Below are 18,517 nucleotides of genomic sequence, written 5' to 3'. Positions count from 1 at the left end.
GTCTGGTGACAAAGCCAGGAAGGCAACGAGCGCGCGTCGTATCAGGCGCGCACGGACGCTCGCGTAACGAGGAACCGGGGGAGGGCGGGGCGGATGAGGCAGTTGCCTTCATCGCCGAGCAGGTGGCGGCATTGCGCAAGCTCGCCGAGCGTCACAAGCTCGATGTGCTGCATTATCTGCTGGGCATGACCAAGTTAGAGGCCGATGAGCATCTGAGGCTGCGGAGCAAGCGCAAGCTGTCGTGAAGGACGCGCCCCTTTCGAGGCAGCGCGCGCACGTAGCCTGGATGGAGCGAAGCGTAATCCGGGGGACTCGTCTTATGTGCACCAATCCCGGATTGCGCTTCGCTCCATCCAGGCTACGCAAAGCGTGCTGCGCCTCTGGCGCTGTCAGGCCGACCGTCGGCGTGGCGCCGGCCGCGGCTTCAGCGTCGTGTCCGCGGGGCTGAGCAGGCGGCCGTCCTCCGCGCGCAGCTCGAGCTTGCGCACCGGGCGACCCTTGGCGCGGTCGACCAGAATGGTGGCTATTTCCTCGGGCCGATCGTCGAACGCCTCGCTCCATTGCCGAAGCGCGACCAGGATCGGGAAGGTGCCGTGGCCCTTCGGCGTCAGCACATATTCCTGATAGGCGCTGCCGTCGGAGGCGGGGGCCGTCGTCAGGATGCCGTGGTCGACCAGCGAGCGCAGCCGCACCGCCAGAATGTTTTTCGCCATGCCGAGCTCGTTCTGAAATTCACCGAAGCGGCGCAGGCCGAACAGCGCCTCGCGGATAATGAGGAGCGACCACCAGTCGCCGATCGCCTCCAGGGAGCGTGCGATCGGGCAGGCGTCGCCCTCGAAGCTGGTTCGTTTCACCATCGTGTCGTCCCGTCATGTCTGCCGGATCTCGGCAGCGATCACGCGCTTGTGTGGTTGCATTATAAAACCATTTGCCCTAGATGGCAATCTAGTTTTATGATGCAACCATCTGGAGGCGAGTGTGAGACTGAAGGACAAGACGGCATTGATCACCGGCGGCAACAGCGGCATCGGTCTGGCGACGGCAAAGCTGTTCGTGGCGGAAGGCGCGAAGGTGGTGATCACCGGGCGCAACAAGGAGACACTGCAAGCTGCCGCGAAAGAGCTCGGTCCGAACGCGCTCGCGGTCGCTGCCGATGCCACCGACATCGCCGCGACTGAGGCCGCGATCAGGAAGGGGGCCGACAAGTTCGGCAAGTTCGACATCGTGTTCGCCAATGCCGGGATCGCGGGCGGCACTCCGCTCGGTTCTGCGACGCTGGAAACCTTCGAGAAGGTCATCAGCACCAACCTCACCGGCGTGTTCTTCACCGTTCAGTCCGCGCTGCCCTATCTCAACGACAATGCCTCGATCATTCTCAACGGCTCGGTGATCTCGGTGCTCGGCATTCCCGGCTATTCGGCCTACGGCGCCGCGAAGGCCGGCGTGCGGGCGATGGCGCGGATCATGGCGTCGGAGCTGTCGCCGCGCGGAATCCGCGTCAACGTCGTTGCGCCCGGTGCGATCCGCACACCGATCTGGGGACCCGCGATCGCAACACCCGAAGCCGAGAAGGCGTTCGAGAAGCGGATCGCGCTGACGACGCCGCTCGGCCGCATTGGTGAAACAGATCACGTTGCGAAAACGGTGCTGTTCCTCGCCTCGGATGATTCCGCGCACGTGCAGGGCCAGGAAATCTTCGTCGACGGCGGCGCGGTTGCCTCGCCGAGCGGCGCACCGATCTATCGCGGCTGATCAAATCAAATGAAAATTGAATCGGTTGGCGCGCTGGCGGCGGTTGCGCCGGCCGGTTCCCTCGTCTTGCGGGATGTATTCTCTGAACCTTACGTGATGCGTTGAACCTTCGCGCGCGCTGCCAAGACCCTTTACGGGCAGGGGGTCACAAGGCCCATTTAAAGGAGCCCGTTATGCCAAAGGCAGCTCGTATTTTTTCGCCGATTTCAGCACCGACTATTTACACCGAAAAATCCGCCATTCCCGCGAAGCGCTCCGGCATGTCCGAACTCGTCGCGGTCGCGTTGTTCTCCGGGATCGGCTTGTTCGTCTCGCTCGTTGCCGTGATCCTGGGCGTACAGGGCGTCTGGTTTTAGCTTCACCGAACACGTGCACGTCCATCAGCCGCCGCCGGCGATGTTGCGGCGGCTAAAGCGCGATGAGATGAGGATGAATCATCATCGCGCTTTAGGTTGTTGTTTGATGATGTGCGCGTGGCCTCAGGCCGCGCGGAGGCTTGTTGCCGCCTCGAGCGCGCCGGCCAGCGCCTTCTCGCGATGTTCCGGGCCGACCTGGATGCCGTCAGCGACGATGAATTCGGGATTCTGGATACCCATGAAGCCGAACACGCCGCGCAAATAGCTTTCGAGGTGCTCCAGCGATGCCGCCGGCGAGCCTGCGCCGTAATAGCCGCCGCGCGAGATCGCCACGATCACGCGCTTGCCGCCGGCGAGGCCCTGCGGCCCGTTCGCGTCATATTTGAACGTCTTGCCCGCCACCAGAACGCGGTCGATCCAGGCCTTGAGCTGGCTCGGGATGGTGAAATTGTACATCGGCGCGCCGATCACCACGATGTCGGCGGCGAGGAACTCGTTCAGCACCGCCGCGCTCGCGGCAAGGTCGGGTCCGAGTTCCGCCGGCGCAGGCGCACCTTGCGCGGCGGCGAGGTGCGATCCGGAGAGGTGAGCGAGCGGGATTTGTGTCAGGTCGCGGTAGACGATGTCGAGCGACGGCGTCGCCTGCCGAAGACGGTCGACGACGGCAGCGGAAACCTGCCGGCTGACGGAGTGGGGGCCTAGCACGCTGGAGTCGATATGGAGGAGTTTCATTGGGGTCACCTATGGTATAGATTTGTAACCCGCACTACATGAGTGACTGTCGAAATCCCCGCAAGAACGCACTTTTTTGAGCCATGGGCACATCTCTGAAACCTGCACACATCGATTTGCCTGCCGCGCCGAGGCCGGATCCCAACCATGCGGACTGCCGCGGGGTCGCTTCCGTGCTGTCCCGCGTCGGCGACAAATGGAGCGTGTTCGTCATCATGATGCTGAGCGATGGGCCGAAGCGCTTCAACGAACTCAAGCGCCTGATCAACGGCATCTCGCAGCGGATGCTGACCCTGACGCTGCGCGGGCTGGAGCGCGACGGCCTGGTCACGCGCACGATTTTCCCGACCATTCCACCGCGTGTGGACTATGAGCTGACCGACCTTGGCCGCGGGCTGTCGCAGCCCGTAGAGGCGCTCGGCAAGTGGGCGAAGGACCATCTTGTGCAGATTGAGGCTGCACGTACCCATTTCGATCAGCGCAACCACACCTAAAGCAGCGACACCAATCCACCGCCGTGACGCTCGAGCCGGCCGGCAAGCTCGAGCTCAAGCAGCACCGTGCGCACGATTGCGGGCGAGGCGCCGGACATCCGCACAAGATCGTCGATTGAGATTGGTGTGGGGCCGAGGAGACCAGTGATCTGACCGCGGTCGTGTCCTTGCGGATCGCTCTCGAACGGTTCGCTGTCGGGTTCGCCGGCCGGGTGCATCATCGGCCGCTCCATGATCGGCTGGACCGCGTTGACGACGTCGGCGGCTTCGGTGACGAGGGTCGCGCCCTGCTTGATCAGATCATTGGTGCCGGCGGCGCGCGGATCGAGCGGCGAGCCCGGGACCGCAAACACCTCGCGGCCCTGTTCGGCGGCCATGCGGGCGGTGATCAGCGAGCCCGAGCGATGCGCGGCCTCCACCACGACCACACCGAGCGAAGCGCCCGAGATCAGCCGGTTGCGGCGGGGAAAATCGCGGGCACGCGGCTCGTGGCCGAGCGGCATCTCGGAGATCGCCGCGCCGTTGTGGTCGAGGATCGCTGTGAGCAGGTCGCCATGTTCGGGCGGATAGACGCAGTCATGGCCGCCGGCGAGCACCGCGAGCGTGCCGCTCGCGACGCTCGCGCGGTGCGCGGCCTGGTCGACGCCGCGGGCGAGGCCCGAGATGGTGACAAAGCCGGCCTCACCGAGCTCGCGGGCAAGCTGGCCGGCGAATTTCAGCCCGGCGCCGGAGGCATTGCGCGAGCCGACGATCGCGATCATCGGCCGCATCAAGGTCGCGACATCGCCGCGCACGGCGAGCAGCGGCGGAGCGTCGTCGAGCATTGCAAGCCGCGCCGGATAGCCGTTTTCGCCGGGCGCGAGCCAGGAGAGGCCGAGCTTTCGGCTCGCGGCAAGCTCGGCCTTCGCTTCGTCCGCGCTACAGATGCGCGCCGATCGCGACGCACCGCCTCGGCGCGCGAGATCGGGCAGGCGCTCGAGCGCCGCCCGTGCGGTACCGAAATGATCGACCAGCGAACGGAAGGTGCGCGGCCCGACATTATCGGAGCGGATCAGCCGCAGGCGGTCGACCCTGTCGGCCTCGGTCAGCTCTACGCTTGAATTGATGGCGTCCACGGCGTCTCCTTGCAGGCGCGCAGCATGGAACAACCTGAGGGCGTGGGCAACAGCTGCGTGCGCCTGCGCGACCTCGGCGCGATGCTAGACGCGGTCCCAAGTTGCCATGGTCCTATCCAAGACGGAGGAGGAATGGGGCACCGTGCCGCCACCTTCCTCAGGGCCGAAATGAAGAAAGCCGACGTAACTTATGCCGATCGGGTCAAGCGACTGAAAAAGCACGGCCTCAAGGAGACGGAGGCAGGGATCACTATGGAGCTTAAACGAGGGTCCTTTTCCGCAATATTCTTTCTTGCGTGTGTTGCGGCCTTGGAACTCGAACAGGTAGTATTGGAGGAGATTTAGCGAACCCTGCGACGGCACGGGGCCTTTATCCCGTAAAATGTAATGATCGCCAGCGCGATGATCGAAGCCATGGCTGAAGCAAACAACGCCAACGACCATTCTCTGCTGTGGGGGTATTCCTTAGCATTACAGTTGCTTTGTTTGCGGGCTTCTGAATCCATGGGCAACCATGATTCGAATGTCGTGGACGCGGGCCGCGTCGGTTGAGGAGACGCTTGCGTTGTGGGCGGCGTCGCTTCGAGAGGTCAAGCAGCGGATACGTCCGTTGTTCACGCAAGAGCGTGTGGCGACGAATGCAGGCCTGTTCCTGGAAGGTCTGCTCGGAGATGAGCAGCGCAAGACCGGTTGGATGCGCGCGGAGGCGGCTGGCGATCCCGGCCCATGGCGGCAGCAGGCGATCCTGGGTCGCGGGGATTGGGACGCTGATGCCCTGCGCGACATCGTCCGGGACTATGTCATCGAGCATTTGGCGGATGACGATGCGGTGCTGGTGATCGACGAGACCGGCTTTCTCAAGCAGGGTAAGGCCTCGTGCGGAGTGGCGCGGCAATACACTGGTTCGGCAGGGAAGATCACGAACTGCCAGATCGGCGTCTTCGCTACCTACGTTTCGCGTCATGGTCATGCGTTCATCGATCGCGCGTTGTATCTTCCGAAGGAATGGACCGACGATCCAGATCGTCTGGAAGCCGCATACGTGCCTGCCGATGTCGGCTTTGCGACCAAACCAAAGCTTGCGACGAGAATGATCGCACGTGCGATAGCCGCGTCTGTACCATTCAAGTGGGTTGCCGGTGACACGGTCTACGGTGTTGGCGATATCGAACAGCAGCTACGGCGGGCAGGCAAAGGCTATGTGCTCGGGGTCAGCAGCTCTCATGTCTTCCGATCCTGGGGCAAGCGACAGCCGGTCGCCGGCAAGGCCGAAGACATCGCCCGGACGCGGCGCCCGTCCGACTGGAAGCGCTTGTCGGCGGGAGCCGGAACCAAAGGACCGAGGCTGCATGACTGGTGTTATCTCGAACTGGCCGATCTCGAGGTCGAGCAGTTCAACAGCGCAAATGATGGTTTATGGACGCGCGGTCTGCTGATCCGTCGCCATATCGCCGATGGCGATCTCGCCTTCTTCACCACCTGGTGCCCAGCGGGAACATCAATTGAAACGCTGGTCGCGGTCGAAGGCCATCGATGGGCGATCGAGGACAGCTTTGAAACCGCGAAAAACGAGTTCGGGCTCGATCACAACGAGAGCAGGTCCTGGCATGGCTGGCATCGCCACGTGTCCCTGGTGATGCTCGCCTTCGCCATGATGGCGGCGATCCGCCATCGCGCCAATCCGCCACCGCCCAAAAAAACCAAACGCCGCCCCCCGGCAAAAGCCAAAGCACACCCACGCCGCCGCTGATCCGTTGGTCAATCCAGGAAATCCGCCGCATCGCCATCAGGCTTGCTCGAAAGCGGATCCAACCCGCGCATGTCATCGCATGGTCATTCTGGCGCAGAGCTCACCAGGCTGCCGCTCAGCGCGCGCATCTCAAAGCAAAACGGCAACTGTAATGTTAGAGTCTGTCCGGGATCATGCTGTTTTTTGGCAGAGCTTTCGCAGCATGAGGCGGATTGAGGCGAGGCGCAAGAACGCCAATGCCTTTCGGTTGAGGCACTCCCAATCCTTGGCCAAACGGCGGCAGCGGTTGAGCCAGGCGATGGTGCGTTCGACGATCCATCGCTTGGGCAAGATCGCAAAACTCTTTGCTGTATCGGAGCGCTTGACGATCTCGACGTCGATTTGCCGGAGGATTTTGCGAACGGCGGACTGAAAGATCGGCCCCTGATAGCCGCCGTCAGCATAGAGCTTCAGCAGGAATGGATGCAGGCCAAACAGCGTGGCCATCACCAGCACCCCACCGTCACGATCCTGGATGTCCGCCGAATGCACGAGGGCGTGGAGCAGCAAGCCTTGAGTATCGACTAGGATGTGGCGCTTCTTGCCCTTGATCTTCTTGCCCGCATCGTAGCCATGCGGGTCGATCCACGCCCCCCTTTTTCCGCGCTCTTGACGCTTTGACTGTCGATGATGGCGGCGCTCGGGCTGGGTTCTCGGTTAGCCAATTCTCGACATTGTACATAGAGCGCGTGATGGATGCGATCGAGCGTGCCGTTCCAAGCCCACAAGTCAAAATAGTCGTGCACCGTGCTGCGTGGCGGCAGGTCCTTCGGGATCGCTCGCCATTGGCAACCGGTGCTCAGCACATACATCAGGCCATTGATCACCTCGCGCACATCGACCGTGCGCTTGTTGCCGCCTCGCTTGGCTGGCGCAATCAGCGGCTCCACCAACGCCCATTCCTCATCAGTCAAATCGCTTGGATAGCGTAGCCGGCTTCGGTCGTAACGACCGCGGTTCTCCTTCGTCCACATGGGCGCCCCTTCGAATCGGACCGCCACCCTTGAATCACAAATGATTCCGATGATTCAAGATGTTCCCGGACAGACACTTAGAGCTTTGGGACCGTATCGGTCTCTGGTCGCTTGTCGCTGGCGCAATTCTCGGCGTCATCGCGCTACTCATCACTGCCGCGTCAGCATACATCCTGTATCGGGTAGCAGATGCAGCCCAAGTAGAACTTGCCGCCGAAACGAAACGCGGATCAGTTCGTATCGAGGAGGCAAAGGCCGATCTTGGGGTGGCGCAAGCCGACATTGCCAAGGCAAGCGCGCAAATCGCTGAAGCGAATGCCCGCACCGCGGCGGCAGAGCTTCGCTTGGAGGAGCTGCGGCAGAAGCTCGGCCCCCGCCGCATAGACGAGAAAATCTTTCTCAGCGCCTTGGAGGGCGTTCCGCAACGGAGCGTGCTGGTGTCACACGCGCCAGATGACCCTGATTCGTACTTTCTGGCGAGCAGCTTGGTAAGCATTCTCACCGTTGCAAAATGGGAAGTGCGGTATGTAGAAGTGACAAGCGCCAACGTTAAGGCGTGCGCAGCCCCATTCGGAGGCGTTACAGTCCTGTCGAAGTCGATCTCGGATGAGGAAGGCGCGGCCCTCGCAAAGCCGATAGACGAGAGGCCAAAGACCGCATGGCTTTCCCTTGCCCACGCCCTTACGGAGTCGCTGCAAGGGCATAGCGTTTTCCAAGCAACTTGCCCCTCTCTTCCAGATGGGGCTTTGCAGGTCGTCGTCTCGCCCCGCTTCGTTTTCTTCCCAAAGCAATAACCGCGCATCGTCCACTCCTAACCCGACTTCGCGGATTCGCGCTCGAAATCGCGGATTTTGAGATTTTTTGCTCGGCTAAGTGATTGATTTGCAAGGAGCGAGGTCGTCGGATTCGGCCGAAAATGGCTGTAGTGAAGACCTACCCGATTCCCAAGGGCGGGATGATGCGGATAGATTCTGCGCGTCATGTTCCTGCGACGCACCGAGCGAAAGAAGAACGGCAAGGCGCACCATTACTGGAACGTCGTCGAGAGCAAGCGGCTCGACGACGGACGCGTGGTACAGCGGCATGTGCTGTATCTCGGCGAGATCAACTCTTCGCAGGCGGCGGCCTGGCGCAAGGCGATCGAGGTGTTCGACGAGGATGCCGGCCGCCCGCGGACACTGGCGCTATTCCCGGAGGATCGATGCGATGCGGTCGCAGGCGATGCGTCTGTCGTTCAGCTTCGCCTGTCCGAGATGCAGCTTCGTCGCCCACGCCAATGGGGCGCGTGCTGGCTGGCCGGGCAGTTGTGGCAGGAACTTCAGCTTGATCGGTTCTGGGCCGATCGGTTGCCCCCGAGCCGCAAGAAGACGAGGTGGGATCAAATCCTGCAAGTGCTCGCGACCTATCGGCTGATCGCGCCGGGCAGCGAATGGCGGCTACATCGGCAATGGTTCGGCAACAGCGCGATGGCCGATCTCTTGGGGACTGACTTCGGCCTGGCTGAAGAGCACAAGCTCTATGCCTGCCATGACCTGTTGCTCGAGCATAAGGAGGCGCTGTTCTCGCATCTGGTCGGGCGTTGGCGCGATCTGTTCAACGCCGACTTCGACGTGCTGCTGTACGATCTGACCAGCACCTACTTCGAGGTCAACGCCTCGGACTTGCCGCAAGGCAGCAAGCGCCGCCACGGCTACAGCCGCGACAAGCGGCCGGACTGCCCGCAAGTCGTGATCGCGCTGGTGGTGACGCCGGACGGCTTGCCGCTGGCTTACGAGGTGCTGCCCGGCAACACCGCCGACAGCAAGACGCTGCGGATGTTCCTGGGCAAGATCGAACTGCAATATGGCAAGGCGCGGCGGGTCTGGGTGATGGATCGCGGCGTGCCGACCGAGGCGGTGCTGGCCGAGATGCGCAACAGCGATCCGCCGGTGCAGTATCTGGTGGGAACGCCGAAGGGACGCCTGAACCGGCTGGAGAAGCACCTGCTGCAAAAGCCATGGCAGGAGGCGCGGGAGGGCGTGAAGGTGAAGCTGTTGGCCGAGGACGGCGAGCTTTATGTCTTCGCGCAAAGCGCCGATCGGGTCACCAAGGAACGCGCGATGCGGCGGCGGCAGTTGAAGTGGCTGTGGAGGCGGCTCCGGCAAATCGACGCGATGGAGGTCACGCGCGAAGAGCTGCTGATGAAACTCGGCGGCGCGCGTTCGAAGGCGCCGGCCGCCTGGCGTCTGGTTGATATCGAGATCGACAAGGAGCGCCCGAGCTTCACCTTCGCGCTCAATCGCAAGAAGCTGCGAACGACACGGCGGCGCGAAGGCCGCTACCTGCTGCGCACCAATCTCAGCGACAACGATCCCGCCCAACTATGGCAATACTACACCCAGCTCGTCGCCGTCGAAGAGGCCTTCCGCAATCTCAAAGGCGACCTGGCGATCCGTCCGGTCTTCCATCAGGACGAGAAGCGGATCGAAGCCCACATCTTCATCGCCTTCCTGGCCTACTGCATGCAGATCACGCTGACCCGTCGCCTTCATGCGCTGGCGCCCGGGCTGACCGCGCGCAGCGCGCTCGAAAAGTTCGCCGCCGTCCAGATGATCGACGTCCATCTGCCGACCACCGACGGGCGCGAGATCCTGCTCACTCGCTATACCCACCCAGAACCCGAACTGCAGCTCTTGATCGACCGGCTGAAACTCCGCCTGCCACCGCAGCCGCCGCCCAGGATCACCACAGCCGCCGTCACCCAAGCCAACCGCCGTAGTGAAGACCTTTTGACATAAGCCTTTGATTTACAACGACCGGGTATCTTCAAAACCCGCCAATCCGCGAAGACGGGCTAAATGGACGGTATTTGGTGCTTACGCTTGCGGCGTTTGCGCCACAATACCGCGCGGCCCCGACATTGTCGGCGCGGATCAGCCGCAAGCGGTCGACCCGGTCAGCTCCACGCTTGGATTGATGGCGTCCACGGCGGCTCCTTGCAGGGGCAGCATGGAACAACCTGAGGGCGTGGGCAACATCTCCGTGCGCTTGCGTGACCTCGGCGCGATGCTAAAAGCGATCCCAATAAGAAGGGTTTTGCCATGATCTCACTCGCCGATCTCCAGCGCCGCATCGATAGCGGCGAACTTTCGCCCGATGCTGCGATCGCGCAATCGCTCGAGGCGATCGAGGCGCGGGAGAAGGATGTCCATGCCTTCGTCCGGTACGACAAGTCCGCAAGAGCGCAAGCCTCCGGTCCGCTGCGCGGCGTCGCGGTCGGGATCAAGGACATCATCGACACCGCCGATTTCCCGACCGAGATGGGCTCGCAGATCTACCGTGGCTGGCAGCCGCGCGCGGACGCGCCGGTCGTGATGATGCTGAGGCGGGCAGGCGCCACCATCGTCGGCAAGACCACGACCACGGCGTTCGCCTCGCGCGATCCGACACCAACGCTCAATCCGCATCATCTTGGCCATACGCCTGGCGGTTCGTCCTCCGGTTCGGCGGCCGCTGTCGGCGCGGGCATGATCCCGCTGGCGCTCGGCACCCAGACCGGCGGCTCGGTGATCCGGCCCGCCGCCTATTGCGGGGCTGCCGCGATCAAACCGTCGTTCCGCATGCTGCCGACGGTCGGCGTCAAATGCTATTCGTGGGCGCTCGACACGGTCGGCCTGTTCGGGGCCCGCGCGGAGGATCTCGCGCGCGGACTGTTGGCGATGACCGGCCGCACCGAATTCTCCGGCGTCATCCCGGCGAAGTCGCCGCGCATCGGCGTGGTCAGGCAGGAGTTTGCCGGCGCCGTGGAGCCTGCGGCCGAGCAGGGACTGCAAGCCGCGATCAAGGCCGCCGAGCGCGCCGGCGCCAGCGTCCACACGGTCGACTTGCCCGAGGCTGTGCAGGAGGCCTGGCGTATCCACCCGATCCTCCAGGATTTCGAGGCGCATCGCGCGCTCGCCTGGGAGTTTTCGGAGCGCCACGACGAGATCGCGCCGATGCTGCGCGCCAGTCTCGATGCAACGGTCGGCCTGACGCCGAAGGAATATGACGAGGCGCGCCGGATCAGCCGCCGCGGCCGCCGCGAGCTCGGCGAGCTGTTCGAGGGCATCGACGTGCTCTTGAGCTATTCTGCGCCGGGCGCCGCACCGGCCAAGGAGCTCGCCTCCACCGGCGACCCCCGCTACAACCGGCTCTGGACGCTGATGGGCAATCCTTGCGTCAACGTGCCGGCGCTCAAGGTCGATGGCCTGCCGATCGGCGTGCAGGTGATCGCGCGCTTCGGCAACGACGCGCACGCGCTTGCGGCGGCGTGGTTCCTCGAGCAGGCGCTGGCGCGGACCTGACGTATTTCGGGCGTCAACTTTATGTGAGCGCGGCGCATGCAACCGCGCCGGCGCTGGGCCGACCAATTGAACTCATGGCTGTTCCGGACCAACTTATCAAGCGCAGCTCGCAATTCTTCGGCGCGGGCGAGATGCTCGGCGATATCGTCGAGGCATTTTGGGATGCCGATCTCGACGACACCCTGGCCGCGAGCGTGCGGACAATTAAGGTGCTGCCGACGACGTCGCCGGTCCTCATTGTGCACTACCGCGCGCCGATGACGTCGCATCGCGGCGTCTACAAGCGCATCGTCCAAGGTATGCATACCAAGGCCGCGGCGTTGAAACCGAGCGGTCCGCTCGGCGCCGTGTTGGTGCGGCTGAAGCCGGACGCGGCAGACCGCGTGCTCGGCACGAAGCCTGTAGATCTTCTGGATGCAAGGGTTGAGCTGTCGGACATCTGGGGCGACGGCGCTGCCGCATTGATCGAGGAGCAACTCGCGGAAGCCGGCGATGCCACGGCGCGCGTTGCTTGCATGCGAAGGTTCCTCCAGCAGAGGACGGGGACAGACCGTCTCGATCCGCTGGTCGCGCGGGCGATGCGTGCGATCAAGCAGCAACCGGCGATCTCCATGCGCGCACTCGCGGGTCGCCTCGATATCGGCGAACGCAGGCTCCAGCGGCGCTTCAAGGCCGAGACCGGTGCGAGCGCAAAGCGGTTCGCGCGGATCGAGCGGATGCAGCGAGCCGTCGCCGCGCGCCGCGCTGGTGCCGACTGGGCCGATGTCGCGCATGCGGCCGGCTTTTCCGACCAGGCGCATCTGATCCGTGATTTTCGTGCACTTGCGGGTGCGCCGCCGGAGGCTTTCTGCCGGCGGGTTGCCGTCGACAATGTGCAGGACTGGAACGCCAAGCTTGGGGTGTCGGATTTTTGCAATACGTTCGTCGCCTAAGGCGCTACCAGCGCGTCTCCCTGGATTGTAAGGAGATGCAACATGCTGAATGAGATCGCCCGCGGTACGCGGCTGCGCAATGCCTTCAACAAGGAGATCTTCGTCTTCTCGGGACCGCTCGACGATCCTCACGTCGCGCGCTTCGGGGTGATTTTGGAGACGGGCGGCTCGGGCGGAGGCAATGCGCTGGTACATGTCCATTCCGGCGCGGACGAGCATTTTTCGGTCAGGAGCGGCCGCATCAAGGTCGTCGTCGATGGCCGCGAGCAGTTCGTGGACGCCGGTGGCACCGCCATCGTGCCCCGCGGCCGACCGCGTTACTTTGCCAATGTCGGCGACGACAATGCCGAGCTCGAAATTTCGTTCTCTCCAGCACAGCAGCACCTGCGCTTCTTCGCGAATTTCGCGATGCTTACGGTGAAACAGCCCTCGTGGTTTTCGAGCGCCGGCGATCCGGACTTTCTCCTGATTGCGCTGGTGCTGCATACCTACAGCGACCACCTCTATCTCGCGGGCGTGCCGATCTGGCTACAGAAACTGCTGTTCGCCGCGCTTGCGCCGGTGGCACGACTGTGCGGCTACCGAATGGCGATCGAGCCGCTGCGCGAGGCGCCTGCGCGCGCGAGATCAGGCCTCGCTGCATGAGGTGAAGGTCAGAGCAGCGCCGGCTCGGCCGTTACGGGTATCGCGCGTTGGGTCTCGGCGGGCGCCGCCACGGCAGCCTGACCGAGCCAGCGGTCGGCGGCCTCGCGGCCACTCCGGTGCAACAGGCGGATGAAGCCGCGGCCGAGATCGGTCGAAGAGCGCTGCGCCAGGCCGTCGACCGAGTCCTCCGCCGCAATCCTGAACAGCCGCAGCGCGGGTGCTGCACTTGATTGCGCCCATTCGATCGCTGCGACCTCGGCATTGAGCGCGGCGTTGGCCGCGATCTGGTCGAGCCGGCGGTCGATCGCGGCGAGCGTGATCGGCACATAGCTGTCGCGCGCCGGCGTGACCTGGACGATCAGGAGGTCGGAGGTTGTCGTTTCCCGCGCCAGCCGCAGCAGCGGCGGATTGCCGCCCAAACCGCCGTCCCAATAGGCCTCGCCGTCGATCTCGACGGCGCAGTGAACCAGCGGAGGGCAGGTCGAGGCGAGCGCGACATCCGCGGTGATCGCGTCGTTGCGAAAAATCTGCTGTTGCCCGTCGCGGATCCGCGTCGCCGCGATCAGGAGCTTTGGGCACTTCGCGTCGCGGAGCACCGCAAAGTTGATGTCACGCGACAGCGCCTGCCGCAGCGGATCGAGGTCAAAGGGATCGAACTGGCCGGAGCGCAGCGTCGGACCGAACGCGACCGAGCTTCCCGCCGGCGAAAATCCGCCGACCAGCATCAGCGAGCGGAACGAAGCCTCGTGCATCAGCCGGACCCAGAACCGGTTGAGCCGGGCGCGGGCGCCTTCGCGGCCGCCCTCGGCAAGGCCGGAGGCGAGCAGAAGCGCGTTGACGGCACCGGCGCTGGCGCCGCTGATGGTGTCGATTTCGATGGCAGGCTCTTCCAGCAGCCGCTCCAGCACGCCCCAGGTGAAGGCGGCAAAGGTGCCGCCGCCCTGGAGGGCCAACGATAGTTTTTGCGGCGGCCATTGTCTGGGCGCCTGATCGCGCACGATGGGCGCGGCGACGGTTACGACCTCGACCGGTTCCGGTGCTTCCACGATGGCATCGGGCATCCGCGATCGCGGCGAGACGGACGCAGGCTCTGGAGTGCGAGGCGGTGAGGGGACATCGGACCAGATGTCAGTCGTCAAGAGCAGTCGGCTTGCGGCGGTGCGCGCAGCACCGCGCGAACCAACCTCATCATGCGCGCCAACAATCTTCTCGCTCATTCTGAGCAACCGCCATTTCCACTGTCAGGATGACAGGCATGGAACCTGTTCGCCAATACAGCCGTGATTCGGTCGCCAGTTGCGAACAGGATTTGGCACATAATGCGGAAAGGGTGCGGCGGTATCCGCACTTTTTCCGGCCTTACGCCTTCTCGCCGATCCGGCTTTCTCTGCCCGATTGCAGCCGCTTGATGTTCTCGCGATGCGCGTAGAGCAGCAGCAGCGTCAGCACCGCGGCCAGCGCCGCCAGCGCGAGGTGGCCGAACCACCACAGGAACAGCGGCGTGATAAAGGCCGCGACCAATGCCGAAAGAGAAGAGTAGCGGGTGGTGAAGGCGGTTGCGAGCCAGAGCAGGCAGAACACGATCGCGCCGGGCCAGAACAGGCCGAGCAGGATGCCGATATAGACTGCGACGCCCTTGCCGCCCCTGAACTTGAGCCAGACCGGGAAGAGATGGCCGAGGAAAGCGCCGAGGCCCGCCACGATCGCCGCATTGGGTCCTGCGATGTAACCGGCGATGATGACCGCCGCGGTGCCCTTCAGCGCGTCGAGCACCAGGGTTGCCGCGGCGAGACCCTTGCGTCCCGTGCGCAGCACGTTGGTGGCGCCGATACTGCCTGAACCGATCGAGCGCAGATCCTGCGTGCCGGCGAGTTTTGTCAGGACCAGCCCGAACGGGATCGAGCCGAGCAGATAGCCGATGACGAACGCCACCGGCAGGAACACTTCAAGCCCCATGTCTGCAAATCCCATGGCCGCATCTCCCTGTCGAACTGCGACGCCACGCATGATCCTGTCCCGATGCGCCGTCGCGGCGCCAGGCGAGGTCCGAAACCGTCACCCTAGCCATGATCCGGAAAAGTGCGAAGCGGTTTTCCGAAAAGATCATGCTCAAACAACAACCTAAAGCGCGATGATGATTCATCCTCATCTCATCGCGCTTTAGACATGCTCAAAGACCGTCCGCCCGTTGACGATGGTCCGCACCACGCGGCCTGTAAAGCGGGCTTCGTCGAACGGCGTGTTCTTGCAGGGCGATTTGAGATCGGCGGGATCGACGACCCAGGGCGTATCGGGATCGATCACGATGACATCCGCCGGCGCGCCGACGCGCAGGGTTCCACCGGGCAAGCCCAGAATCTCGGCCGGTCGGGTCGACATCGCCCGGATCAATGTCTTCAGTTCCAGCTCGCCATTATGCACGAGCCGCAAGCCGGCCGGCAGCATGGTCTCGAGGCCGACAGCACCCGGCGCGGCTTCCGCGAACGGCAGCCGCTTGACCTCGACGTCCTGCGGATTGTGGTCGGACATGATGACGTCGACGAGGCCGGAGGCGACGGCTGCGACCAGCGCGCGGCGGTCGTCCTCCGTGCGCAGTGGCGGCGCCAGCTTCAGGAACGTCCGGTAGGGGCCGATGTCGTTCTCGTTCAGCGCGAGGTGGTTGATCGAGACCGAGGCGGTGACGGGGAGCCCGGCATCGCGGGCGCGCTTCAGGACGTCGAGCGAATCCGTGCAGGACAGCGCGGCGGCGTGATAGCGGCCGCCGGTCAGCGCGACGAGGCGCATGTCGCGCTCCAGCATCACGGCCTCCGCCGCGTTCGGGATGCCCATCAGGCCAAGCCTCGTGGCGAACTCGCCCTCGTTCATCACGCCTTCGCCGACGAGCTTGGGATCCTCGGTATAATGCACGATCAGCGCGTCGAAATCGCGCGCGTAGGTCAGCGCCCAGCGCATCACCTGCGCGTTGGTGACGCTTCTGTCACCGTCGCTGAAGGCGACCGCTCCGGCGGCCTTCAGGAGGCCGAACTCGGTCATCTCCTCGCCGCGCATGCCCTTGGTGAGCGCCGCCATCGGCAGAATGTTGACGATCGCCGTGTCGCGGGCGCGGCGCATCACGAAGTCGACGGTCGCGGAATTGTCGATGACGGGCTCGGTCTCGGCCTGGCAGATGATGGTGGTGACGCCGCCGGTCGCCGCCGCCTGGCTCGCCGAAGCAAATGTCTCGCGATGGCTGAAACCGGGCTCGCCGACAAAGGCGCGCATGTCGACCAGGCCGGGGGCCACGATCTTGCCGGAGCAGTTGACGATGTCGGTACCCTCGGGGACGCCGGCCGCGCCGATGCCGCGCCGGGTCTCGCGGATGGTGCCGTCGGCGATCAGGACGTCGCCGGGACCGTCGAAATCCCTGGAGGGATCGACGACGCGGGCATTGGCAAGCAGGATGGGTCGTCGATCGGTCAACATGAGCATCACGCGTTCGGCAGGTTGCGGGCGAGCGCTTCCAGCACGGCCATGCGCACTGCGACGCCCATCTCCACCTGTTCGCGGATCAGGGACTGAGCGCCGTCGGCCACAGCTGAGTCGATCTCCACGCCACGGTTCATGGGGCCGGGATGCATCACGAGCGCGTCCGGCTTGGCGTAAGCGAGCTTCTTCTGGTCGAGCCCGAAATAGTGGAAGTATTCGCTGGACGAGGGCACGAAGGAGCCGTTCATGCGCTCGCGCTGGAGCCGCAGCATCATGACGATGTCCGCACCGTCAAGTCCCTCGCGCATGTCGCGCGCGACCTCGACGCCCATCCGTTCGAGCCCCGGCGGCAGCAGCGTGGAGGGGCCGACGACACGGACGCGCGCGCCCATGGTGTTGAGCAGGATGATGTTGGAGCGGGCGACGCGCGAATGCAGCACGTCGCCGCAGATCGCCACCACGAGGCCTTCGATCCGGCCCTTGTTGCGGCGAATGGTCAGCGCATCGAGCAGCGCCTGGGTGGGATGCTCGTGCGCACCGTCGCCGGCATTGATCACGGAACCGTCAACTTTGCGGGCCAGCAGTTCCACGGCGCCGGAGGCGTGATGCCGGACCACCAGGATATCGGGGTGCATGGCGTTCAGCGTCACCGCGGTGTCGATCAGCGTCTCGCCCTTTTTCATGGACGAGGAGGAGACCGACATGTTCATGACGTCGGCGCCCAGGCGCTTGCCCGCGAGCTCGAACGAGGATTGGGTGCGGGTGGAGGCCTCGAAGAACAGGTTCACCTGCGTCCGTCCACGCAAGACGGTGCGCTTCTTGTCCACCTGGCGGTTGAGCTCGACATATTCCTCGGACAGGTCGAGCAGGCCGGTGATGTCGGCAGCGGAAAGGCCCTCGATGCCCAGCAAATGCCGGTGGCCGAGGACGAAGGTCGATTTCGATGTCATTAAAGCGAGAGCTATAGGCGGGGATGGCTGGGGGGGCAAGGGCCAAAGGTGAGGCAGTGAGTTATCCCCTGATCTGTCGGGCCTGTCGGCAAAGCGTGCCCAATCTGACCATTCGCAATTTTCTCCGTCATGCCCGGGCTTGTCCCGGGCATCCACGATCTTCTATCGCATTTGACGCAAAAAGGACGTGGATGGCCGGGACAAGCCCGGCCATGACGATGTGGAGGCATATCGTGAGATCATTTCTAGCTGCGATTATTGCAATCGCCTCAATCTCATCCGCCCATGCCCAATCGCTCCCCGGCGGCTTCGTCTATTTGCGCGACGTCGACCCAACTATCATCCAGGACATCCGCTACGCCACTTCCAACAATTTTATCGGCCGTCCGCTGCGCGGCTATAGCGCCGGAGAATGCGTGGTGAAGCGGGAGGTGGGGATGCGGCTGAAGGCGGTCCAGCAGGAGCTGGCGGCGCAAAACCAGTCGCTCAAGATGTTCGACTGCTACCGGCCGGCGCGCGCCTCTCTCGACATGATCGCGTGGTCGCAGAACGGCCGCGAGACCGCGGCAGAGCGACGCTATAACCCGAAGATCCCCAAGACCGAGCTGTTCCGCCTCGGCTATATCGCGAGCCGCTCGCAGCATTCCACAGGCGCCGCGCTCGACCTGACCCTGGTCGACCTCAAGGCCGACAGTTCCGCCAAATACGATCCATCGAAGGCCTACGCGGACTGCACCGCGCCGGTCGAGGCACGTGCGCCGGAAGGCAGCGTCGACATGGGCACCGGCTATGATTGCACCGATGCGAAGGGACATACCTCCGCAGCGTCGATCACGCCGGATCAGCGCGCCTGGCGCAAGCACCTGGTGGCTGCGATGGCCCGGCAAGGCTTTGTGAACTATTCGAAGGAGTGGTGGCATTTTTCCCTGCCGGGGGCGGGCGGGGCGGCCTATGATTTCCCGATTCCGCCGCGGCGGAACTGATTCCGCTT

20 protein-coding genes and 1 pseudogene are annotated in these 18,517 nt (G+C 64.0%); 13 read left to right on the top strand and 8 right to left on the bottom strand.

Going from position 1 to position 18,517, the window contains the following annotated elements; translation table 11 throughout:
• The first annotated feature begins 5 nt into the window (after positions 1 to 5).
• Positions 6 to 245, top strand: a complete 240-nt coding sequence (locus tag IVB18_RS29060; RefSeq protein ID WP_247983820.1) for a hypothetical protein — start codon at positions 6 to 8, stop codon at positions 243 to 245.
• A 144-nt stretch (positions 246 to 389) separates the two neighbouring features.
• On the opposite strand, the gene IVB18_RS29055 is transcribed toward IVB18_RS29060, so the two are convergent.
• Positions 390 to 857: a helix-turn-helix domain-containing protein gene (locus IVB18_RS29055; RefSeq protein WP_247983819.1), complete on the bottom strand. Its 468-nt coding sequence runs from the start codon at positions 855 to 857 to the stop codon at positions 390 to 392.
• Between the two features lie 121 nt (positions 858 to 978).
• On the opposite strand from IVB18_RS29055, the gene IVB18_RS29050 reads away from it, so the two are divergent.
• Both IVB18_RS29050 and IVB18_RS29045 read left to right on the top strand, forming a co-directional pair.
• Positions 979 to 1,752 carry an SDR family oxidoreductase gene (locus IVB18_RS29050; protein ID WP_247983818.1) on the top strand — a complete coding sequence of 258 codons (774 nt, stop codon included), beginning with the start codon at positions 979 to 981 and terminating at the stop codon, positions 1,750 to 1,752.
• Positions 1,753 to 1,925: 173 nt separating this feature from the next.
• The gene (locus IVB18_RS29045; protein WP_247983817.1) at positions 1,926 to 2,108 is read left to right on the top strand and encodes a hypothetical protein; all 183 of its coding nucleotides are present in this window, start codon (positions 1,926 to 1,928) and stop codon (positions 2,106 to 2,108) included.
• Positions 2,109 to 2,231: 123 nt separating this feature from the next.
• Here IVB18_RS29045 and IVB18_RS29040 read toward each other — a convergent pair whose 3' ends face one another.
• The gene (locus IVB18_RS29040) at positions 2,232 to 2,840 is read right to left on the bottom strand and encodes an FMN-dependent NADH-azoreductase (RefSeq protein WP_247983816.1); all 609 of its coding nucleotides are present in this window, start codon (positions 2,838 to 2,840) and stop codon (positions 2,232 to 2,234) included.
• 83 nt (positions 2,841 to 2,923) lie between these two features.
• Between IVB18_RS29040 and IVB18_RS29035 the strand changes: the two genes are divergently transcribed.
• Positions 2,924 to 3,334, top strand: coding sequence for a helix-turn-helix domain-containing protein (locus IVB18_RS29035; protein WP_247983815.1), 411 nt, complete (start codon positions 2,924 to 2,926; stop codon positions 3,332 to 3,334).
• Here the strand turns inward: IVB18_RS29035 and dprA are convergent.
• Positions 3,331 to 4,449, bottom strand: a complete 1,119-nt coding sequence (gene dprA / locus IVB18_RS29030; RefSeq protein WP_247983814.1) for a DNA-processing protein DprA — start codon at positions 4,447 to 4,449, stop codon at positions 3,331 to 3,333. The genes IVB18_RS29035 and dprA overlap by 4 nt on opposite strands.
• Positions 4,450 to 4,473: 24 nt before the next feature.
• On the opposite strand from dprA, the gene IVB18_RS29025 reads away from it, so the two are divergent.
• Genes IVB18_RS29025 through IVB18_RS29015 form a run of 3 tightly spaced genes read left to right on the top strand, consistent with a single transcriptional unit; the run spans position 4,474 to position 6,199 of the window.
• Positions 4,474 to 4,794: a DUF6471 domain-containing protein gene (locus tag IVB18_RS29025; RefSeq protein WP_247983813.1), complete on the top strand. Its 321-nt coding sequence runs from the start codon at positions 4,474 to 4,476 to the stop codon at positions 4,792 to 4,794.
• A gap of 42 nt (positions 4,795 to 4,836) precedes the next feature.
• Complete coding sequence (locus IVB18_RS29020) at positions 4,837 to 5,001, top strand: hypothetical protein (protein WP_247983812.1); 165 nt, start codon at positions 4,837 to 4,839, stop codon at positions 4,999 to 5,001.
• Complete coding sequence (locus IVB18_RS29015; RefSeq protein ID WP_247983811.1) at positions 4,964 to 6,199, top strand: IS701 family transposase; 1,236 nt, start codon at positions 4,964 to 4,966, stop codon at positions 6,197 to 6,199. The genes IVB18_RS29020 and IVB18_RS29015 overlap by 38 nt, the downstream gene beginning before the upstream one ends.
• A gap of 171 nt (positions 6,200 to 6,370) precedes the next feature.
• Here the strand turns inward: IVB18_RS29015 and IVB18_RS29010 are convergent.
• Positions 6,371 to 7,212, bottom strand: a pseudogene (locus IVB18_RS29010) (IS5 family transposase).
• Between the two features lie 59 nt (positions 7,213 to 7,271).
• Here IVB18_RS29010 and IVB18_RS29005 point away from each other — a divergent pair.
• The 5 genes from IVB18_RS29005 (at position 7,272) to IVB18_RS28985 (ending at position 13,111) form a co-directional block, all read left to right on the top strand.
• Positions 7,272 to 8,006, top strand: coding sequence for a hypothetical protein (locus IVB18_RS29005; RefSeq protein ID WP_247983810.1), 735 nt, complete (start codon positions 7,272 to 7,274; stop codon positions 8,004 to 8,006).
• A gap of 186 nt (positions 8,007 to 8,192) precedes the next feature.
• Positions 8,193 to 9,989, top strand: a complete 1,797-nt coding sequence (locus IVB18_RS29000) for an IS1634 family transposase (protein ID WP_247983193.1) — start codon at positions 8,193 to 8,195, stop codon at positions 9,987 to 9,989.
• Positions 9,990 to 10,292: 303 nt separating this feature from the next.
• Complete coding sequence (locus IVB18_RS28995) at positions 10,293 to 11,534, top strand: amidase (RefSeq protein ID WP_247983809.1); 1,242 nt, start codon at positions 10,293 to 10,295, stop codon at positions 11,532 to 11,534.
• A 74-nt stretch (positions 11,535 to 11,608) separates the two neighbouring features.
• Positions 11,609 to 12,466: an AraC family transcriptional regulator gene (locus IVB18_RS28990; RefSeq protein ID WP_247983808.1), complete on the top strand. Its 858-nt coding sequence runs from the start codon at positions 11,609 to 11,611 to the stop codon at positions 12,464 to 12,466.
• Positions 12,467 to 12,508: 42 nt separating this feature from the next.
• A complete protein-coding gene (locus tag IVB18_RS28985) occupies positions 12,509 to 13,111 on the top strand; it encodes a cupin domain-containing protein (RefSeq protein ID WP_247983807.1) in 603 nt (200 codons plus the stop codon).
• Positions 13,112 to 13,119: 8 nt separating this feature from the next.
• On the opposite strand, the gene IVB18_RS28980 is transcribed toward IVB18_RS28985, so the two are convergent.
• From IVB18_RS28980 to IVB18_RS28965, 4 genes are all read right to left on the bottom strand, one after another.
• A complete protein-coding gene (locus IVB18_RS28980) occupies positions 13,120 to 14,328 on the bottom strand; it encodes a patatin-like phospholipase family protein (protein ID WP_247983806.1) in 1,209 nt (402 codons plus the stop codon).
• 142 nt (positions 14,329 to 14,470) lie between these two features.
• On the bottom strand, positions 14,471 to 15,067 hold the full coding sequence (plsY, locus tag IVB18_RS28975; RefSeq protein ID WP_247991762.1) for a glycerol-3-phosphate 1-O-acyltransferase PlsY: 597 nt from the start codon (positions 15,065 to 15,067) through the stop codon (positions 14,471 to 14,473).
• A 204-nt stretch (positions 15,068 to 15,271) separates the two neighbouring features.
• Complete coding sequence (locus tag IVB18_RS28970) at positions 15,272 to 16,573, bottom strand: dihydroorotase (protein ID WP_247983805.1); 1,302 nt, start codon at positions 16,571 to 16,573, stop codon at positions 15,272 to 15,274.
• A gap of 5 nt (positions 16,574 to 16,578) precedes the next feature.
• Entirely contained in the window at positions 16,579 to 17,526 is a 948-nt protein-coding gene (locus IVB18_RS28965; protein ID WP_247983804.1) for an aspartate carbamoyltransferase catalytic subunit, read from the bottom strand.
• 218 nt (positions 17,527 to 17,744) lie between these two features.
• Between IVB18_RS28965 and IVB18_RS28960 the strand changes: the two genes are divergently transcribed.
• The gene (locus IVB18_RS28960; RefSeq protein WP_247991761.1) at positions 17,745 to 18,509 is read left to right on the top strand and encodes a M15 family metallopeptidase; all 765 of its coding nucleotides are present in this window, start codon (positions 17,745 to 17,747) and stop codon (positions 18,507 to 18,509) included.
• Positions 18,510 to 18,517 lie beyond the last annotated feature (8 nt).

Origin of the sequence: Bradyrhizobium sp. 186 (assembly GCF_023101685.1) — a bacterium.
In the GTDB taxonomy this organism is placed as follows: Bacteria; Pseudomonadota; Alphaproteobacteria; order Rhizobiales; family Xanthobacteraceae; genus Bradyrhizobium.
This window is presented reverse-complemented; position numbering and strand designations above follow the sequence as displayed.